This is a genomic window from Pantoea sp. B65 (assembly GCF_047308185.1).
Lineage (GTDB): Bacteria > Pseudomonadota > Gammaproteobacteria > Enterobacterales > Enterobacteriaceae > Erwinia.
Window position 1 is genome coordinate 102,302 of record NZ_JAHXPU010000040.1, and the last position, 18,552, is coordinate 120,853.

Annotated in this window: 18 protein-coding genes and 1 tRNA gene; 5 read left to right on the forward strand and 14 right to left on the reverse strand. The window is 56.4% G+C overall.

Annotation, left to right across the window (positions count from 1 at the left end):
* Positions 1 to 239: 239 nt before the first annotated feature.
* Complete coding sequence (fadL, locus tag JWF83_RS20280; RefSeq protein WP_413652216.1) at positions 240 to 1,523, forward strand: long-chain fatty acid transporter FadL; 1,284 nt, start codon at positions 240 to 242, stop codon at positions 1,521 to 1,523.
* A gap of 80 nt (positions 1,524 to 1,603) precedes the next feature.
* Here fadL and mlaA read toward each other — a convergent pair whose 3' ends face one another.
* The 10 genes from mlaA to ccmA form a co-directional block, all read right to left on the reverse strand.
* Positions 1,604 to 2,365: a phospholipid-binding lipoprotein MlaA gene (gene mlaA / locus JWF83_RS20285; protein WP_413652217.1), complete on the reverse strand. Its 762-nt coding sequence runs from the start codon at positions 2,363 to 2,365 to the stop codon at positions 1,604 to 1,606.
* A gap of 35 nt (positions 2,366 to 2,400) precedes the next feature.
* Positions 2,401 to 3,612 carry a c-type cytochrome biogenesis protein CcmI gene (gene ccmI / locus JWF83_RS20290; protein WP_413652218.1) on the reverse strand — a complete coding sequence of 404 codons (1,212 nt, stop codon included), beginning with the start codon at positions 3,610 to 3,612 and terminating at the stop codon, positions 2,401 to 2,403.
* Positions 3,609 to 4,073: a cytochrome c-type biogenesis protein CcmH gene (locus JWF83_RS20295; protein ID WP_413652219.1), complete on the reverse strand. Its 465-nt coding sequence runs from the start codon at positions 4,071 to 4,073 to the stop codon at positions 3,609 to 3,611. The genes ccmI and JWF83_RS20295 overlap by 4 nt, the downstream gene beginning before the upstream one ends.
* Positions 4,070 to 4,627 (reverse strand): DsbE family thiol:disulfide interchange protein, encoded by a 558-nt coding sequence (locus JWF83_RS20300; RefSeq protein ID WP_413652220.1) that lies wholly within the window; start codon positions 4,625 to 4,627, stop codon positions 4,070 to 4,072. The genes JWF83_RS20295 and JWF83_RS20300 overlap by 4 nt, the downstream gene beginning before the upstream one ends.
* Positions 4,624 to 6,579 (reverse strand): heme lyase CcmF/NrfE family subunit, encoded by a 1,956-nt coding sequence (locus tag JWF83_RS20305; RefSeq protein WP_413652221.1) that lies wholly within the window; start codon positions 6,577 to 6,579, stop codon positions 4,624 to 4,626. Before JWF83_RS20305 ends, JWF83_RS20300 begins: the two co-directional genes overlap by 4 nt.
* Entirely contained in the window at positions 6,576 to 7,064 is a 489-nt protein-coding gene (gene ccmE, locus JWF83_RS20310) for a cytochrome c maturation protein CcmE (protein ID WP_413652222.1), read from the reverse strand. The genes JWF83_RS20305 and ccmE overlap by 4 nt, the downstream gene beginning before the upstream one ends.
* Positions 7,061 to 7,294, reverse strand: a complete 234-nt coding sequence (gene ccmD, locus JWF83_RS20315) for a heme exporter protein CcmD (protein WP_413652236.1) — start codon at positions 7,292 to 7,294, stop codon at positions 7,061 to 7,063. Before ccmD ends, ccmE begins: the two co-directional genes overlap by 4 nt.
* Positions 7,294 to 8,034 (reverse strand): heme ABC transporter permease, encoded by a 741-nt coding sequence (locus tag JWF83_RS20320; protein WP_413652223.1) that lies wholly within the window; start codon positions 8,032 to 8,034, stop codon positions 7,294 to 7,296. Before JWF83_RS20320 ends, ccmD begins: the two co-directional genes overlap by 1 nt.
* Before the next feature lie 87 nt (positions 8,035 to 8,121).
* Positions 8,122 to 8,781, reverse strand: coding sequence for a heme exporter protein CcmB (gene ccmB, locus JWF83_RS20325; protein ID WP_413652224.1), 660 nt, complete (start codon positions 8,779 to 8,781; stop codon positions 8,122 to 8,124).
* A complete protein-coding gene (ccmA, locus tag JWF83_RS20330) occupies positions 8,781 to 9,398 on the reverse strand; it encodes a cytochrome c biogenesis heme-transporting ATPase CcmA (RefSeq protein ID WP_413652225.1) in 618 nt (205 codons plus the stop codon). Before ccmA ends, ccmB begins: the two co-directional genes overlap by 1 nt.
* Positions 9,399 to 9,683: 285 nt before the next feature.
* On the opposite strand from ccmA, the gene JWF83_RS20335 reads away from it, so the two are divergent.
* The 4 genes from JWF83_RS20335 (at position 9,684) to JWF83_RS20350 (ending at position 11,232) form a co-directional block, all read left to right on the forward strand.
* Positions 9,684 to 10,613 (forward strand): formate/nitrite transporter family protein, encoded by a 930-nt coding sequence (locus JWF83_RS20335; RefSeq protein WP_413652226.1) that lies wholly within the window; start codon positions 9,684 to 9,686, stop codon positions 10,611 to 10,613.
* A gap of 74 nt (positions 10,614 to 10,687) precedes the next feature.
* A tRNA-Arg gene (locus tag JWF83_RS20340) sits at positions 10,688 to 10,762 on the forward strand.
* Between the two features lie 162 nt (positions 10,763 to 10,924).
* Positions 10,925 to 11,074 (forward strand): hypothetical protein, encoded by a 150-nt coding sequence (locus JWF83_RS20345; RefSeq protein WP_413652227.1) that lies wholly within the window; start codon positions 10,925 to 10,927, stop codon positions 11,072 to 11,074.
* Entirely contained in the window at positions 11,071 to 11,232 is a 162-nt protein-coding gene (locus tag JWF83_RS20350) for a SymE family type I addiction module toxin (RefSeq protein WP_413652228.1), read from the forward strand. Before JWF83_RS20345 ends, JWF83_RS20350 begins: the two co-directional genes overlap by 4 nt.
* 47 nt (positions 11,233 to 11,279) lie before the next feature.
* Here JWF83_RS20350 and JWF83_RS20355 read toward each other — a convergent pair whose 3' ends face one another.
* From JWF83_RS20355 to JWF83_RS20370, 4 genes are read right to left on the reverse strand one after another with little or no spacing between them, the layout of a single operon-like run.
* Positions 11,280 to 11,549: a hypothetical protein gene (locus tag JWF83_RS20355; protein WP_413652229.1), complete on the reverse strand. Its 270-nt coding sequence runs from the start codon at positions 11,547 to 11,549 to the stop codon at positions 11,280 to 11,282.
* Positions 11,546 to 16,141 (reverse strand): RHS repeat-associated core domain-containing protein, encoded by a 4,596-nt coding sequence (locus JWF83_RS20360; protein WP_413652230.1) that lies wholly within the window; start codon positions 16,139 to 16,141, stop codon positions 11,546 to 11,548. The genes JWF83_RS20355 and JWF83_RS20360 overlap by 4 nt, the downstream gene beginning before the upstream one ends.
* Positions 16,142 to 16,144: 3 nt before the next feature.
* Positions 16,145 to 16,576, reverse strand: coding sequence for a DcrB-related protein (locus JWF83_RS20365; protein WP_413649433.1), 432 nt, complete (start codon positions 16,574 to 16,576; stop codon positions 16,145 to 16,147).
* Positions 16,573 to 18,504 (reverse strand): type VI secretion system Vgr family protein, encoded by a 1,932-nt coding sequence (locus JWF83_RS20370; protein WP_413649432.1) that lies wholly within the window; start codon positions 18,502 to 18,504, stop codon positions 16,573 to 16,575. Before JWF83_RS20370 ends, JWF83_RS20365 begins: the two co-directional genes overlap by 4 nt.
* Positions 18,505 to 18,552 lie beyond the last annotated feature (48 nt).

The window sequence follows — 18,552 nt, forward strand, 5'->3', positions numbered from 1 at the left end:
AACTGGGGGGTTTGCGACAATTTTTTTTACCCGCTAATCGCGCATTTTTTGTTAAGCAGATCTTATTTCGGATATCATTTTGGCAATATTTTAAAAACAATATTGCAACATGTGTACAGGTCGGACCTATACTTGCCGCACTGGTCTGATTTGTTAGCCGTCTGTCAGTCCCTACAATCCGCGATCCTTGTTACGCTATGTAACATAGTTTCATAAAATCAGATAATGAGGTTGTGGTCATGAACCATAAAAACCTGTTCGCAAAGTCAGCTGTGGCAGCTGCAGTGGCGCTCGTCTCTTCTCAGGTGTATGCCGCGGGCTTTCAACTCAATGAATTCTCTTCTATTGGTTTAGGCCGCGCCTATTCAGGCGAAGGCGCAATAGGAGATACCGCAGCCTCAGCCAGTCGTAACCCGGCAACCATGGCATTAATGGATCGCCCTCAGCTTAGTATTGGGGCGGTATTTATCGATCCCAATGTAAATATTGATGGTACCAGCAGTTCCGGAAATAGTCTGAACGCGGATAATATTGCGCCAAACCAATGGATACCTAATATTCATTACGTTCACCCGATTAACGATCAGTGGTGGGTGGGCGCATCCGCAACCAGTAATTATGGTCTGGCAACCGAATTTAATAGTGGTTATACCGCGGGCGCTTATGGCGGTAAAACCGATCTGATGACCAGTAATTTTAATATCAGTACCGCGTATCGTCTGAATGAACACTTCAGTTTTGGTCTTGGCTTTGATGCGGTTTACGCCAGAGCGAAAATTGAGCGCTATGCCGGTGAAACCGGCTCTTTGCTCGGCGTCCCGGCGGATACGCAAATTGCTTATCTGAAAGGTGATAAATGGGGTTACGGCTGGAACGCCGGTATTTTGTATGAAGTGGATAAAAATAACCGTTTCGGTTTCACCTATCGCTCAGAAGTGAAAATCGACTTTGACGGCGACTATAAGAGCAGCCTGCCTTCTTATCTGAATGGTACCCCATCGGCCAGCGCTTTTGGCCTGCCTTACGGCACCGACGGCAATACCATTCCGGGTTCTCTGACCCTGAACCTGCCGGAAATGTGGGAAGTGTCCGGTTACCATAAAGTGGCGCCGCAATGGGCAGTGCACTACAGCATGTCTTATACCAGCTGGAGCCAGTTCCAGGAGCTGAAAGCCACCGGTTCACAGGGCCAGACCCTGTTCTATAAAGATGAAGGCTTCCGCGATGCTTACCGTATCGCACTGGGCACCAGCTACTTCTACGACGATAACTGGACCTTCCGTACCGGTATCGCCTTTGATGACAGCCCGGTACCTTCCGATAAACGCTCGATCTCCATTCCTGACCAGGATCGCCTGTGGCTGAGCGCCGGCGCCTCCTACGCCTTTAACCCGGATGCATCGGTTGATGTCGGCATCTCTTATATGCATGGTCAGAAAGTACGGGTCGAAGAAGGCAACTATGTGTTCCAGTCTGAAGGTACCGCCTGGTTGTATGGCGCGGGCTTTAACTACAAGTTCTAAATGTGGCGTGTGCCATTAATGTAACGGGGGCCATGTATGGCCCCCGTGCTGCATCAAACGCCAGACGAAATATATCGCGGTTATTCGGCGTCAATATCTTTTATATCACCCTGAATCGCCGACGCATTCGGGTTCTCTTGCGGTTTCAGCTTGCCACCGCTCGCCAGGAAATCATGACGCTGGAAATAGGCGTTGCGAACAAAGGCGTACGGATCTTTGCTATTACGCAGTATGGCATCGGAATCCAGCAGCTGTGCCCGCGTCTCGACGCCTTCCAGCACCCATTTACCCGCCGACATCCAGAAAGTCAGCCAGCTCAGCGCCGGGTAGAGATTGTCAGCATAGTCGCCGCCATCTTCACGCAGGGTAAAACTGCCGTAGGCCGGTAATTCGACATACGGACCATAGCCAACGCCATACGAACCGAGCGTACCGCCGAAACGAGGAGGTTCTTCGCGCGCCAGTTTCGGGTTCGCCATCCCGGCGACATCAATAAAGCCGCCCATCCCTAACAGGGTATTCAGCCAGAAACGGTTAAAGTGCACCATACCGCGATACGGGTCGCCGCGCAGGAAGGAGTTAACCATCGCCGCCGGTTCATCAAGGTTACCGAGGAAGTTACCCATGCCGGTACGCGCCGGGGTTGGCACGTAATCACGCCAGGCTACAGCCACCGGACGCAGTACATAGGGATCCAGCACGTTATAGTTGAAATCAAACATCGTGCGGTTAAAACCTTCCAGCGGATCGGAACGCTGTTGCGGTGCATTCGTATCCTTCGAACTGGCGCAGCCAACCAGTAACACACTAGCCAGTGCCAATGCCGTCAGGCGGAAATTCATGTTGTGCTCCCTGTACTGGTAAATTATTTAGCGCCTCAGGGCTGCTGCCGATCAATTTCAACAGACAGCTGCTGGTAACCATCATATGGCGTCGCCGCACTTTCACCCAGCCAGTCACCCGGCTGAGGGTTGGCACTGCCATCGCGCGAAATGCGAACCCGTACCTGAACCTGATGCTGCGCCGAAAGCAGGCGCTCTGGCATCATGGCATTACTGTCATCCAGCGTTAGCGCTAACGGGAAATGACCGAGCGGCAGTTTTTTCACCGCCACCGGCAGTGGAGAAACCCCGTCAGAAACAGAAATATACAATACTCCGCCGTCAGGCAACATTTTTTCTGCCGCCGGCGATAGCTTAATGCTTAGCACCAGCTGGCTGGTTTGTACGCCGGAATCGGTTTTCGCCTGCTCAATGCTGTGCTGGATCGGCGTTACGCGCGGGTCGCCAGCGGGCAGCAGGGTTAGCAACCGCTGCCAGTCAGCGATAGCCGCAGCGTAATGCTGTTGCTGATAGGCATTGAAAGCTAATAATCCCAGTATCCGCAGATTATGGCTATCCTGTTTTTGCATTGCCTGCAGCATCTCTTCCGCTGCACGGTTATCCTGCGCATCGCTGGAACGGGTCAGCACTTCAGCATAGCTAAGTTTAACGTCGCTATTGGTCGGTTCCAGTTGCAATGCGTGCTGAAACGCCTGGCTGGCGGTAGTGACATTATTCAGTACCATGCCAATGCGCCCCAGCATCATCCAGTCATTGATATTATTGGGTTCGGCCTGCAGTTCGCTACGAATACCTAAGCCGAGACGCGCCAGCTCCTCCAGCGACAGCGGCTTGCCATTGGCATCCATTACCCGCTCTCGTAATGCCGGCAGCTCGCTTTGCACCTGCTGCCAGGCCAGCAACTGCGGCAGTCCGCCCACGTTTAACCACAGCCCGAGGCTGACAATAAAAATCAGCAACACGCCCGGCAGCAGCACCCAGCGACTGACGCTGCGCGCCGCTGGATAAGCGCTATCCGGGATATCGGTTAACAGCGTTTGTTGCAGTTCACGCACCATCTCTGCGCGTCCGCTCACCACGCCCTGCGCTTCATCCTGCTCCAGCTCCTGCAACCGCTGATGATAAAAGGCGGTGTTCAGGCTATCGCGTTGGTCCGCACTGGCATGCTGGCTGCGCCAGCCGGCCAGTAACAGTAACGCGCTGGCCGCCAGTAATAACGCCAAAAGGGTTAACCAAAACAGGCTCATGATGACTTCCGGTTGTTCTTCAACAGCTTATCCAGCCGCTGCTGCTCAGCGGCGTCGGGCGGCGTCTGCTGATCCGGCAGCGATTTTCTGCTGCGTACCATAATCAACAGTGCGCCCAGCAATACAAACAGGAGCGGCCCGGCCCACAGAATCAGGGTCGAGGCGGTCAGCGGCGGCTGATAACTGACAAAGTTGCCATAGCGCGCCACCATATAATCAGTGATCTGCTGCTTGCTCTGGCCCTGTTTCATTAACTGGTAAACTTTCAGCCGCATATCGCCGGCGATCATCGCATTGGAATCGGCAATACTATTGTTCTGGCATTTCGGGCAGCGTAGTGATTCGGTTATCTGGCGATACTGCTGCTCCTGCGCCGGCGAATCAAACTGCAGGGTATCAATAGCGGCAAACGCGCTGCAGGCCAGCAGCAGGCCAGATACTAGCGCAATAAGGGATTTCATAAGCCTGACTCCTGACGGTATTTATCCCACAGCGGTTTGAATTCCTGCTGCCAGACCTGCTGATTAATATCGCCCGTGTGACGATAACGGATAATGCCCTGACCATCGATCAGAAAAGTCTCCGGTGCGCCATACACGCCCAAATCCAGTCCCAGCATGCCGTTGCCGTCATACAGACTGAGTGCGTAAGGATTTCCCAGCGTATTCAGCCAGGTGATGGCTTTCTGACGACTGTCTTTATAGTTCAGCCCCACCACCCGAACCCCCTGCTGCGCCAGAGTATTGAGATATTGATGCTCGGCGCGGCAGGTGGGACACCAGGTGGCCCAGACATTCAGCAACAGCGGCTGACCATCGCGCAGCACCGCCTGATGGTAAATCTTACCGGGCTGATCCAGCGATTCCAGTTTAAACTGCGGCACCGGCTTGCCAATCAGCGCCGATTCGAGGCGCGTCGGATCGTCGCCATCGGCATTGCGCGCCAGTTGATACAGCAGCGCCGCCGCCAGCAGCAGAAACAGCGCCAGCGGAATATAGAGGAACTTATTGTTCATACCGGCTCCTGTCGGGCTTTTTTACGCGTGCGATAGCGCGGATCGAGCAGGCATAACACCCCGCCCAGCGCCATCAACAGCCCGCCAAACCAAATCCAGCGTACAAACGGTTTGTAATAGATACGCACCGCCCAGGCGTTGTCGTCCAGTTCCTCGCCCAGGGCGGCATAAAGATCGCGGCTCAAACCGCCGTCGATCGCCGCTTCCGTTATCATGGAACGCGTCACGCTATAAAAACGTTTTTCCGCACGCAGCGTCGCTTCATGCCTGCCATTACGCGTGACATCAATCAGCGCCACGCCGCCGCTGTAATTGGCGCCCTGCAGATTGCGCAGCTCGCGGAAGACAAAGTGATATTGGTGAATATCCACACTGTCGCCGGCCTTCATCCGCACATCACGCTCAACGCTATAGTTCTGGCTAAAAGCGATACCAATAATCGTTACCGCCACCCCAAGATGACCGAGCACCATGCCCCAGTGGCTGCGTGACAGCAGGCGCAACCCGTGTAGCAGCGAGTGGCGATGCGTAGCGCGTTCATGCAACTCCATAAGCGTCAGAATAATCACCCATAACGACATCATCAGGCCGACTACCGCCATCGCTTCAATACGATCCTGCATCAGCCATGGCAGCACCATGGATAAAACCAGCGTCGTGATCAGCGCCAGCGCCAGCCGTTTCCACAGTTTTTGCGGCTCGTCACGACGCCAGCGCACCAGCGGCCCGATGCCGAGCAGCAGCGCCAGCGGCGCCATCAGCCAGCTGAACATCGTATTAAAGAAAGGTTCACCGACCGAGATGCTGCCCAGCCCAAGCAGCTTATGTACCAGCGGCAACAGAGTGCCGAGTAATACCACCAGCATCGCGGCAATCAGTAATAGGTTATTGCCGAGCAGGAAGGATTCGCGTGACCACATCTCGTTAAGCACCCGACTGCGCACCTTACCGCCTTTTACCGCATACAGCAGCAGCGAACTGCCGATGACCACCACCAGCAAGGCGAGAATAAACATGCCGCGCGCCGGATCGGAGGCAAAGGCGTGAACCGATACCAGCACCCCGGAACGCACCAGGAAAGTGCCCAGCAGGCTGAGAGAAAATGCGCTAATCGCCAGCAGTACCGTCCAGGCTTTGAAGGTGCCGCGTTTTTCCGTTACCGCCAGCGAATGGATCAGCGCGGTACCGGCCAGCCACGGCATAAAAGCAGCATTTTCCACCGGATCCCAGAACCACCAGCCGCCCCAGCCCAGCTCATAGTAAGCCCAGGCGGATCCGAGCACGATACCGATAGTGAGAAACACCCAGGCGGCAGTGGTCCATGGTCGCGACCAGCGCGCCCATGCGGTATCGAGGCGACCGGCCATCAGTGACGCGATAGCAAAAGCAAAGGCCACGGAGAAACCGACATAGCCCATATACAGTAGCGGCGGATGGAAAATCAGCCCGATATCCTGCAGCATTGGATTAAGATCGCTGCCATCAATCGGGAACGCCGGCAGGGTACGGGTAAACGGGTTGGATGTCAGCGTGATAAACAGTAAAAAGCCGAGGTTAATCATGCCCATTACCGCCAGCACGCGGGCAATGGCATCCAGCGGCATCGCGCGACTGAATAGCGCCACCGCCAGCGTCCAGCCGCTGAGCAGCAGTACCCATAACAGCAGCGAACCCTCATGAGCGCCCCAGCTGGCGGCAATGCGGTAATAGACCGGCAACAGGGTATTGGAGTTGGCGGCCACATAGGCGACGGTGAAATCGTTGACGATAAACGCCTGCACCAACAGCGCAAAAGCGCCGAAAATACAGGCAAACAGCCCGTAACTCAACGGACGCGCCAGCGCCATCAGCCGCGCATCCTGGCGGCTGGCTCCCCACAGCGGATAAATACTCAACAGCAGTGACAGCGCCAGCGCCAGACAGAGCAGAAAACTGCCGATTTCCGGCATCATAAGCGGCCACCGGGCGCAGACGGGTAAAGCGCCGCCACCGGCTTATGCGCCGGTTTCATTGCGTCTTCAATTTCCGGCGGCGTGTATTTTTCATCATGTTTTGCCAGCACTTCCCTGGCATTGACCAGGTTACCTGGCTCCAGCACCCCTTGCGCGACCACTCCCTGCCCTTCGCGGAACAGATCCGGCAGGATGCCCTGATAGCTGACGCCGATGGTTCCCCTGGCGTCATACAATTTAAATGACACGCGCAGCGTCTGCGGATCGCGTTTGACGCTGCCAGGCAACACCATCCCGCCAACGCGTAAACGCTGGCCAGCTACTGGTTTCTCCTGCGCGGCGCCTTTTCCATTAATAATTTCACCGGGAGTGTAGAACAGATCGATATTGGAACGCAGGGCATACATGACTAACGCCGTGGCCAGACCGACGCCAGTTAAGATCGCCAGCACCAGATACAGGCGATGTTTACGACGGGTATTCACTGTTGCTCTCCTGCGTTTGCAGAGGCGGATGATTTGTTTTTGGCGGCGCGAATACGTTGCTCACGCCACTGGCGCTGACGAATTGCCGCCAGCAGCCGACGGCGCTGCCAGTGGCTGTGTAAAAACAGAGCGCCCAGCGGGATCAGGGTAAAAACCACCGCCAGCCAGACATAAAAGGCATAACCGCCCATGGCGAAGAAATCCTGCCAGCCAGAGAACGCGGGCGTCATCACTTATCTTCTCCCTTTGCCGCCACGCTGACCACCCACGGGCGGTGGCGTTCGCTAAGCAATAGCAAATTGCGCAGGCGCATGAGCGTCAGGGCGATAAATACCAGCAGATAGCCGAGGATTGACCAGCGCAGCGGGGTACGCATCGCCGGCGCAATCGCCTGTTGCAACATGCCGGAGGATCCCTGATGCAGAGTGTTCCACCACTGAACCGAATAGTGAATAATCGGCAGATTGATCACGCCAACCAGAATCAGAATACCGGCGGCCCGGCCAGCGACGCGACGGTCGTCAAAAGCGTGGTAGAGAGCGATCACCCCAATATAAAGAAACAACAGCACCAGTTCGGAAGTCAGGCGCGCATCCCAAATCCACCAGGTGCCCCACATTGGCTTCCCCCAGGCGGAGCCGGTGACCAGCGCAATAAAGGTAAACACCGCCCCCACCGGCGCCATGGCGGCGGCGGCGAGGTCAGCGGTTTTTATTTGCCACACCAGCCCGACCAGCGCCGCAATCGCCATTGAGGCATAGATCCCCAGCGACCACATCGCCGCAGGCACATGTAGGTAGATGATGCGATAACTCTCCCCCTGCTGGTAATCCGCCGGGGCAAAACCAAACCCCCACCCCCAACCCAGTAGCAGGCTTGCCAGACCGGTCAGGGTAAACCAGGGCACCAGTTGCCCGCAGAACTGATAAAGCCGTTCCGGCTTTGCCAGCTGTTGTAGCCATTTCCACATGATTTATTGCCCACAATAAAAAATAAATTTTCGTTTTTATAGGGTTATCGTGTCGTTATCGACAGCCGGGGGTATTTTCGGCCCCGGTCACTGCACGCTAATCCGTAAGGCGGCAGCGGCAGCAAAGGGCGCCAGCGTGGCGCTGCCAGCCAGCATGGCGCCGAGCAGCGCCAGATAGCCGTCAATCGCCAGTCCCGCCGCGGCAGCATCAATTGCCGCAGTGGCAAAAATCAGTACCGGTATCGCCAGCGGCAGCACCAGCAGCGTTAACAAGACACCGCCACGCCGCAGACCGACGGTTAACGCCACCCCAATGGCGCCGAGAAAGCTCAGGGTCGGCGTTCCCAGCAGCAGCGTCAGCGCCATCGCGCGCCAGCTGGCAAAATCCAGTGACAGCAGCAGTGCCGCCAGCGGCGATAATACTAACAGCGGCAAACCGGTAATCATCCAGTGTGCCAGCACTTTGGCGACGATGATCACGGGCAGCGGCGTTGGCAACAATAAAAGTTGATCCAGCGAACCGTCGAGAAAGTCATCACGGAACAGGCGTTCCAGCGCCAGTAACGAGGAGAGCAGCGCCGCTACCCAGACAATGCCGGGGGCAATACGCGCCAGCAATTGTGGTTCCGGACCAATACCCAGCGGGAACAGCGTAATCACCATCAGGAAAAACCACAGCGGATTGATAATTTCCGCCGCGCGGCGAAAAGCGATTTGCAGTTCGCGCTGAATAACCCGCCACAGCATTAATTCGCCTCCGCGTCGGCCAGACGAATTTTACGTACCGGCAGATTGAGAGCCGGCAGATCCTGATGACTGGTGACGATCAGCGCCCCACCCTGCCGGGCATGCTGAGTAAAGCGCGCCATCAGCTTTTCAACCCCTGATTTATCGATAGCCGTTAAGGGCTCATCGAGGATCCATAATGGCGCGCGGCTAAGCCATAAACGCGCCAGCGCCACACGCCGCTGTTGCCCGGCGGAAAGCTGCGCCACCGCCAGATCCTCGAAGCCGGTCAGTTCGACCGCGTCCAGCGCCGCCAGCAGCTGATGCCGATCGCCATCCGGATGGCAGAACGCCAGGTTTTCCAGCGGCGTTAACAGCGCTTTCACCCCGGGTTGATGACCGAGGTAGAGTAACTCGCTATGCCATTGCTGGCGCTGATGACGAATATCCTGCTGACGCCAGAGTACGTTACCGCTTTCGGCCCGGCTAAGGCCCGCCAGCAGACGTAATAATGAGGTTTTACCGGCGCCATTTGGCGCGTCAATCTGCACAATATCACCCGCTGAAACGATAAAGCTCAAATCGCTGAACAAAAATCGCTCATCACGGAGACAGGTGAGATTCTTTACTTCCAGCATCGGGGAGAGAGTCACACTAATAATGAAGATCAGAATAGTAACATAAGCAATGGTTGGTTAGCAGCCTCAGCGTCCTCGCCAGCGGTGGCGTCAGGAAGGCCGGATGACGATAACCGGCCGCTTTAGTGTAAAAAATCAGCGAAGTTAAAGTCTTGTTACCTTTCTTCTACTTTGACGTTACATTTTCATCGCCTTGAAAAAAACCGCTACGCTTAACAACGGCAGTAGCCCACACACCGCTGCTGCCTGGCATCACGGCTATAATCATTTGCGGGGAAAATCATCGTGCAGTCAGATAACAATAGCGCCGGTAACGGGAAAGTAGATAGCGAAGAACATCAGCAGGGAACCGAGATCGAAGTCGATGAGGAAGCATTGCCGTCAGCCGCGGCGGCAATTCATGAGCAGATACGTCAGGATGGTGAAAAAGAGCTGGAACGCGATGGGATGGCCCTGCTCTGGTCAGCGATTGCTGCCGGTTTATCCATGGGCGCCTCGCTGATGGCGAAAGGTATTTTTCAGCTGCATCTTGCCGGCGTACCCGGTGGTTTCCTGCTGGAGAACCTCGGCTATACCTTTGGCTTTGTGATTGTCATTATGGCGCGTCAGCAGCTATTTACCGAAAATACCGTCACCGCCGTATTACCGATTATGCATAAACCGACCGGCAGCAATTTTCTGCTGCTATTCCGGCTGTGGGGCATTGTGCTGGCAGGCAATCTGATCGGTACCGCTCTGGGTGCGCTGGCCTTTAACCATATGCCTGTTTTTGATGATGCTACCCGCGCCGCCTTTAGCCATATCAGTGAAAAAGTGATGCTCAATTCGCCAGGGGAAATGTTTGCCAATGCGGTGATCTCCGGCTGGATTATTGCCACCATGGTATGGATGTTTCCCTCGGCGGGGGCAGCAAAGATCGTGGTAATTATTATGATGACCTGGCTGGTGGCGCTGGGCGATTTAGCACATATCGTGGTCGGCTCGGTCGAGGTGTTATATCTGGTATTTAACGGCACCCTCAGCTGGTATCAATTTTTCTGGCCCTTTGCCCTGCCCACGCTGGCAGGCAATATTATTGGCGGCACCTTTATCTTCGCCCTGATCAGTCATGCACAGATCCGCAACGAAATTAGCCTGAAAGCAAAGGCGCAGGCGGCCGCAAAGAAGAAACAGGCCGAACGTCAGGCGAAGGCGACAGAAAATAGTCAGCGCTAATTGCTGACAGAATGAGCAAACAGTTGGGTAAGTGGTTAATCTGCGTGTAAAAATGCGTTATACTCCCGGCCCAGGTCCCCTTAGTTAAATGGATATAACGAGCCCCTCCTAAGGGCTAGTTGCAGGTTCGATTCCTGCAGGGGACACCATATGTTAGCCTGCCAAAGTATCTCAAAGTCTACTTTGCCTCTTATTTTTAGCCAGTGACCTCTGACCTCTTCCAGCAGCAGCGAATCTGCACCCCAGCGGAAACGGTATGTCTCCACAGGCCGGTGAACAGGCGCGGTCCGCCGCCGAAGTGGCAGCACTATATGGCAGGGATCGAGGCCTCGCCGCAGGCACGGCAGAAGATGATTGCGGAGATGCCGGACGCGATGAACGCCAGGCCGCAGGAGCAGTTTTTTAACGCGGTGGTAAAGGGCTGCAACCCTCTGCCACCGCTGACCACAGCAACGAAATGAGGCCGTACCTTGTGGGATACCGGCCGCAAAGAGGCGATACCAGCACGCCGGCAGTGAACCTGTCCGGCAAGTGGCTGCGTGAAGCGGGGTTTGAGACCGGCAGCACGGTGAACGTCAGGGTCGAGGCGGGTTGTTTGATCCTGAGTACCGGCGGCTAATAATAAAAAGGCCGGAAGGATCTTTAGAATCGTCTCCGGCTTTTTAATTAATTTTTCCTTAGTTTTCCATATTGATAGGCAAGATTAACTAACTCATCGATAAGTCCATCTTCATCAGGCCAGTCTAAGATAAAACGAGGATAGCCCGGCATAAAAACCTTCGGATCCATCACCCTAATCATTTCTTCCAGCTCTTTTTTTACCTGAATCAATGCCTGTATTGAAAGAGGTGCATCTTCGTTACGCTCATGCCGACGAATAGCATAAAGCACCTTTTTAAGAGCATCGTTTAATAATAATTCAAAAGAAGAAATCATAATAAAGATCCATATTTCCAAGGCTGAAGAACAAAAATTTGTTCTGCTCCACCACTAAATTGCGCACCATACTCAAATTGCGGTGCTGCTCTACCCCTGATCATTGTTGTATCTGGTTTTATCTGCCATTGCTTGATTCCAGTCATGCCATTCCATTCAGGAGGCAATGCCAGACCAGCCCTGTTCGTCTGAGGAGTGAATGTTTCAAAAACATATTGGCCTTCTGCTCTGGCCATTTTCCCATAATCATGGAAACGTGTTCCAAATTGATTATTTCCAGCCTTTTGTACAGATAAGGTTTCTAAATCGAAGGAATCAATTATCTGTTTTCTCTGTGCTCTATTTACACCCATTGAATGAAGATATGCAGATGCATCTTTTGCACCTTGATAAGGATTTGGTCGATTAGAAGCTGAGTGGCCATTACTTGAACATTTGCTAAGCCCCAGCGGATCGATCCAGCTAAGAGGGTTAGGAGCGTAACTATAGAGATTCAGCCCACCTTCCAGCCCTATCGGATCCGGCTGGGTAAACCGCCCGGTCACCGGGTCATAATAACGGAAAAGATTGTAGTGCAGCCCGGTTTCTCTGTCCAGATACTGTCCCTGAAAGCGCAGATTCTGCGGCACCACCAGCTTAGCGGTATGGCTTTCATACAGGGTCCCGCCCCAGCTGCTGAAACGTCCCTGCCACACCACTTCACCGTGTTCGTCGGTCAGTCGTTCCGGCAAACCGTTCAGTTCGCTGTGATACCAGCGGATCTGCCGGCTGTCACCGGTGATATCCACCCGCGCCAGCGGCTCCCAGCTGCCTTCACTGTACAGATAGCGCACGCTGCGATCCGGCGTGCGGCTGCTCTGCTCGCCCACCATCTGCAGACCCTGCCAGTGGAAAGTAATCACTTCAGCGTCAGATTCTGCCTGCCCGTGGCGATACAGTATTTTATGCGTGCGCCGGCCCAGTACATCATAGCGGTACTGTACCCGCTGGTATTCCGGGTGCCCGCTCAGCCGCACTCCGGTGACCTGATGCTCCGCGTTATAACTGAAGTGCTGTTCCGGTGCGCCCTGTTCAGCCCTGCGCCACAGCAGACGACCAAAGCCATCATACTGCTGGCGCGCGCCTTTCAGCCTGCGCAGCAGGTTATGCCACACCACCTCACCGGCGGTGTCGGTACGGTTACCCGCCGGGTCGTAATAACAACGCTCTTCCAGCCCGTCTGCAATGCGGTGAGTCAGCTGCCCCGCCGCATCATAACCAAAGCGCTGCTGACTGAAGGCTGGCGCAGGATCTCCCGGTGCCAGCGACATCAGCATCTGCTGCGCCACCTGATCGAGACGATCCCACTGATAACGGCGTTCCAGCACCGCATTCCGGCGCATTACAATACGGCCTGCCGGATCGTAGCGCGTTTCCAGCGTCAGCGGCCCCTGACTGCGACTGATTTCACGATGCAGACGGTCACGGCCATAAGCGGCAATTTCAGCCTGCTGCCCGCCATGCTGCCAGTTGTGCTGCAACAGATGCCCGCTGCCGTAACGCAGGAAACTCTGCGTGCTGCCGTCCGGCCCCTGACTTTGCTGCAGATTGCCCAGCGCATCGTACTGATACTGCCAGCTGCCGCTGTGGTTCTGCTCACTCTGCAGACTGCCCAGCGCATCCGCCGTCAGGCTCAGCTGCTCATCCCACTCCGGCTCCACGGCCTGCTGCTGCGCCGCCTGCCATTCAGCCTGCGTGGTGCGCTGAATGGTGACGCTGCGCCCGGCATACTGATAGCGGGTGACACTCTCCGCGTTGCTTTTTGTCGCCAGCCGGCCCGACAGATCATATTCCAGCCGCGAAACCAGCGGCGCCTGCGGTTCACCGTTCTGCGCCAGCGGCTGCTGTGTCACCGAGGTGACCTGACCACGCGCATTATAGCCATAACTTTCCCGCCGTCCGGCGTAATCGGTCTGCGCCAGCAGGCGTTCGCCGCTGTCCCAGGCAAAATGCCAGCTGTCATTGTTCGGGTTAATCAGCCGGGTCAGGCGGCCAAAACGATCATAATCAAAACGGGTGTGATGACCCGCCGGATCGGTCTGGCAAATCACCTGTCCGCGCACGTTGCGCCGTACTCTGCGTTCGGAAAAACCGTCAGTATTCTCACCGACCAGCTGTCCGTGCATATCGTATTCGTAGCGGGTTTCGCGGTTATCCGCACGTATAATCGCCTGAATACGCCCGGCGGCGCTCCGGCGACAGGAGGTGGTGTTGCCTTCCGCATCGGTGGTACTCAGCAGCCTGCCCGTTGCGTCATACTGCGAATGGCTGCGGTAGCCTGAACAGTCCTCAGCGCTGATCATCTGGCCGCGCTGGTTCCAGCCGAAACGGCGCGTATTGCCCGCCGCATCGGTTTCGGTAATCAAATCCCCCTGCGGGTTCCATTCCAGGCGCGTAACGCCACCCAGCGGATCGGTTACCGCCACCACATCGCCCAGTGCGTTATGCTGATAACGCCAGCAGGCGCCGCCGGCCAGCACTTCCTGTTGCGGCAGTGACCAGACCGGATGCCAGACCGTCAGCCGGGCTTCCCCCAGCGGATTATGCATGGCAGTCAGATTGCCGCGCTCATCATAGTCATATTCCCAGCGCCCGCCGTCGGGAGCGGTGACCGCCTGCAGCAGCTCGCCCTGATCCGCCCACTGATAGCGCCACTCCGCGCCATACATATCTGTCCAGGCGGTAATACGATGCTGCGCATCCCACTGATGGTGGCTGCTGCCACCGGAAAGACAGGTCACCGTCGCGTTACGCGCCAGCTCATCGCTGTCAATGATCCAGCTTTCCAGCGTCTGCTGCCGGTCGTCCACCACCTGATAACCGGTCACCCGCCAGCAGCTGCCATCCGCTGCCGGTCGCCACTGGTAATTTACTGTCAGGCCGGTCACATAGCGGTGGCTGGCCAGCATATCGCTGGCGCGATCCCAGCTGAAACGTCGGGTGGTGACGTCATCAGCGTCGGTGACGCTGACCAGCTGTCCCTGCTCATTATAGCCGTAACGTACCAGCGGATAACGCTGCCCCTGAACCCGCTGATGCACCGCCGCCAGGCGGCCATGCACCGGTTCATAGCTGAGCTCTGCCACCATTGCCTCATTATCACCGGCGACAGCAATCAGCTGGCCCGCTTCATTCCAGCTCAGATGCTGGCAGTTGTCGTGACGGTCATAGATGCGGGCAATGCGCCATTCGCCCTCACGTGTCGGATCCGGTTCATACAGCTGATGCTCACCTTCACTGGTCTGTAACACCACCACGCCCTCAGACGTGCAGTAAAGCGTCAGGCCGTCCTCAGCGAACTGAATCACATCCCCCGCACGCACCGCCCCCATCTCCAGCTCGCGACCCGCCATATCCCGCCAGCGAAAATGCAGTTCCCCGCTGGCCGCACGATAGCGAATCAGCCGGCTTTCAAACGGCAGCATCCACCCCTGGCCCAGCATTCCGGTCGCCGGATTACGGCTGTGGTAAACACGCTGCCAGTAAAGCGGGATACGATCTTCCAGTACAAAATCAAGATCTTCAGCGCCGGCAAGGATCTTGGCGCCGGTGGCGATACTGACCGGATGGAGGGTTTGCACCGCACGGGCGGCAATGCCGCCTGCCGCTTCGCCCGCCGCGGCGGAAAAGATCGGGCAGGGAATACTGCGCAGCAGCCTGCGCACCATCACCCGGTCAAAAGCGCGGCCCGCCAGTTGCAGCAGCTGTTTCAGCTCACCGCCGCCAGCCATCCCGCCGATAAACCAGGCCAGAAAGTTTTTACCGCTGCGAATATCCCGGACCACAATGCTGTCGCCACCGATACGCACCCGCGGATCGTCGCCGACCTCGATTTTTGCCTCGCAGGTGCTGCGGTCGCCATTGCGCGCGGCGGGATGACCATTAATCAGTACCTTTTTAGATCCTTCGGCGAGGAAAATCCGGCTGCTGTCCCTGTGCTTTTTGCATGACACGGTATCCCTGTCGGCTGGCGTACTCTCAGGGCTGGCAGCGGCGACCATCGGCTGAGAAAGGTCTGTCCACAGCGTGCTGAAGAAGTCAGCGACATCCGCTGCGGCGGCCTGGCTGATTTTCTCCCCCAGCGCGCTGAAAAAAGCGCCCGGGCGGGCGACGGTCGCGGCGATACCCGCCGCCATGCCGACAGCAATTTCCCATGCGGAAGGCCCCTGCTCCTGTTCAGCACCGGCGGGCGCATTAAGAAAGGCATGATCGACGGTGCCGGCGGCGCGCGCCGCCAGCCTGCCCTTAATACGCACATTGCCGGAACCACTGGTGATCACCGCATCCGGTGGCCCGGTCAGACCCAGTGCGCCGATAAGGCGCTCCACCGCCCCGCCGGCGGCATTGCCCCAGCGTTCAGGAAAACCAGTAGCGATGGCGCCAATGGTCAGGCCAATTCCCAGCGCAATACCCACGCCGCCCGCCACCATGGCGGTACTGGCAAGAAAAATCCCGGCGTAGATGGCTCCTTCCACCACCCCGCTGACAAAGTCACTCAGTAGTGAGCTGTGGATCAACGGATCATCGATTCTCGCGGCGACCTTATCTGCCATCAGTCAGACTTCCGCCATACCGGGAATAAACGCCTGCCGAATCGCCTGCCAGGCCAGACGCTGCTGCGCAGTAAACTGACCCGCGGTGCTGAAGGTTAATGCCAGTAAATGATCCTGCGCCCAGGCCACCAGCAGCTGTTGTTCCACTACCACACCCTGATTTTCAAAGCGCATCGCCACCTGCTGCGCGGGTAGCGGGCCCAGCGTGCTCTCTTCGGGTAACTGCGCGCTAAACTTTTTCATCTTGCGCTTCACTTTTTGCAATTGCTGCTGCAAAAAGGCATCCATCTGATCGGCCGTTACCTGCCAGTCGCGGGTAACCACCAGCGTTGCGCATAAACCGGCAAGACGCAGGACGGTGATACTCTGATCCTGGACGACGGCGGGCAGATGCAGCGAGCCCTCAGATAAGACATATTGCACGGGCAGGTTCATTTGCTCCCCCCGGCATCTTTACTGGCGAACACCCTGCGGACTTCTGCGGCAATTTCCTCCGGCGTTGGCGCCGGCGCCGGCGCCGCGGCTGGCTGATTGATATTCAGATCGAGTGTGCCGCCGGTGTTGATTTCACCCTGCCCGGAAGCATTGATCTGGAAGTTTCTGCACTGTAATGAAATGGTGCCATTGGGGTTCATGACCAGCAGGCTGTCACCGGTGACAAAGGTGATGCCGCTGCTGGCCGCCAGCATAACGTTGCTGTTCGATTTCAATATATAGTCAGTGCCGACCAGCTCGCTGCGGGCGTATTGCGTCTGCTGGGCGTACTGGCCGCTGACTTTGCTGGCAAAGCTTTTCTCAATGCTGATGGAGTGATTACCGCCGACAGCATGGGTTTCATCATTCTTCACCCGGGTATCCATATTGCGCTCAGCCTGCAGCCACAGCTGTTCCGCACCGCGTTTATCTTCAAAACGCAGCGCATTGGCATTGTCCGCCGTGCCGTTTTTACTGCGGCTGATAAAGCCCATCTGGGTGGCGGCGGCTGGTAATGTCCACGGCGGCATACTGGCTTCGTTATACAACCGACCGGTGATAATCGGCCGATCCGGGTCACCGTTAATAAAATCGATCACCACCTCATCACCGACGCGCGGGATCTGTACGCCGCCGAAACCCTGACCGGCCCAGGCGCTGGAGACGCGCAGCCAGCAGGAGCTGGTGTCGTCGCCTTTTGCCAGCCGGTCCCAGTGGAACTTCACCTTTACCCGGCCATATTTATCCGTCCAGATAGACTCCCCCTGCGGCCCCACCACCCGCGCGGTTTGCGGGCCGCAGGTGCGCGGCCACTCGCTGCCCTGCAGCGGACGGAAGGTGACATCCGCCGGGATCACCATAAAGTTGATCTGATAAACGCGGCTGCCATCATCACCACTGGCGTAGCTGTTCTCTTCCAGTTCGTAACTGGCGCTCACCACCAGATAGTCATCACTGTCGCTGGCAAAGGGCGGATTGCTGAGCGTAAAAGTGTACCCCGGCGCCACCCCGGGGGCGTTGCCCCGCGCATCAATGCGCTGATACTGCGTCTGCCATGCCTGCTGGCGGATACGGGCATAGTATTCGCCCTGGGCATGGTGCACGAAACGCCCCGGCCATTCGTAGTAGTCAATCTGCCCCGGCGCGGTGGACGCCGGATTCTGTCGTGCCTGAAACAGCCAGGCGTTTGGCTGGCGGAAGTCGTAGTCATCAAGGCTGTAGAGACCCGGCGTCACCTGCTCGCTGATCGCCCACTGCGTAATGCCCTCTTCCCCGATGCGGCCTGCGGACGGGGTGGCGTAATAAGGGATAACCTCATAGCCGCTGAATGGCTGCCGGGATGCGGAGTCCATCAGCACCAGCGTATGCCTGTCGGCTTCATGACGGAAAAAATAGAAAATCCCTTCCAGCTCCATTAGCCGCGAAATAAAGTTATAGCTGCTCTCCTGATACTGTACGCAGTATTCCCAGCAACGATATTCGCCGGTCAGATGGTCTTCGACCGCAACGCTATATTCGCCCAGTACGGTTTTAATAATATCCGGCACCCGCTGTTGCTGAAAAATACGCTGATTGCGATCGCGCTGCAGTGGCCATAAGTCCGACTCCATACACAGGCTATATACCGTATAACGTGTCCCGCTCAGTTCAGTGCTCTGCACATTCACCGCGGTGATTTTACCGTTAAGGTAGCGTGACGCGGCCAGCACCGGCTGGGTGGGGAGGGTCAGAGTGATCGGTTGCCCGAGCAGTGTTTTGCGATCAAGGTCCGCATTGCTGCTCAGCAGGCAGACATTCAGCGTAAACGGGCGGGACAACTCCTCGGTACCGGACAGTTTCCAGAAAAGAAGTCCTTCGGCAGGTAATTGCACAGAAATACGTTCAGGCATAGGATTCCATCCCGATAATAATTAATTCCGTTTTATTTATATGGCATA

Coding starts and splice junctions, on each gene's coding strand:
- ccmD (WP_413652236.1), bottom strand. CDS start 7,294: ATGACGCCCGCGTTCTCTGGCTGGCAGGATTTCTTCGCCATGGGCGGT.
- JWF83_RS20320 (WP_413652223.1), bottom strand. CDS start 8,034: ATGTGGAAATGGCTACAACAGCTGGCAAAGCCGGAACGGCTTTATCAG.
- ccmA (WP_413652225.1), bottom strand. CDS start 9,398: ATGCTGGAAGTAAAGAATCTCACCTGTCTCCGTGATGAGCGATTTTTG.
- JWF83_RS20355 (WP_413652229.1), bottom strand. CDS start 11,549: ATGATTTCTTCTTTTGAATTATTATTAAACGATGCTCTTAAAAAGGTG.
- JWF83_RS20360 (WP_413652230.1), bottom strand. CDS start 16,141: ATGGCAGATAAGGTCGCCGCGAGAATCGATGATCCGTTGATCCACAGC.
- JWF83_RS20370 (WP_413649432.1), bottom strand. CDS start 18,504: ATGCCTGAACGTATTTCTGTGCAATTACCTGCCGAAGGACTTCTTTTC.
- ccmI (WP_413652218.1), bottom strand. CDS start 3,612: ATGAGCCTGTTTTGGTTAACCCTTTTGGCGTTATTACTGGCGGCCAGC.
- ccmB (WP_413652224.1), bottom strand. CDS start 8,781: ATGCTGTGGCGGGTTATTCAGCGCGAACTGCAAATCGCTTTTCGCCGC.
- JWF83_RS20295 (WP_413652219.1), bottom strand. CDS start 4,073: ATGAAATCCCTTATTGCGCTAGTATCTGGCCTGCTGCTGGCCTGCAGC.
- JWF83_RS20365 (WP_413649433.1), bottom strand. CDS start 16,576: ATGAACCTGCCCGTGCAATATGTCTTATCTGAGGGCTCGCTGCATCTG.
- JWF83_RS20300 (WP_413652220.1), bottom strand. CDS start 4,627: ATGAACAATAAGTTCCTCTATATTCCGCTGGCGCTGTTTCTGCTGCTG.
- JWF83_RS20350 (WP_413652228.1), top strand. CDS start 11,071: ATGAGGCCGTACCTTGTGGGATACCGGCCGCAAAGAGGCGATACCAGC.
- JWF83_RS20305 (WP_413652221.1), bottom strand. CDS start 6,579: ATGATGCCGGAAATCGGCAGTTTTCTGCTCTGTCTGGCGCTGGCGCTG.
- mlaA (WP_413652217.1), bottom strand. CDS start 2,365: ATGAATTTCCGCCTGACGGCATTGGCACTGGCTAGTGTGTTACTGGTT.
- fadL (WP_413652216.1), top strand. CDS start 240: ATGAACCATAAAAACCTGTTCGCAAAGTCAGCTGTGGCAGCTGCAGTG.
- JWF83_RS20345 (WP_413652227.1), top strand. CDS start 10,925: ATGGCAGGGATCGAGGCCTCGCCGCAGGCACGGCAGAAGATGATTGCG.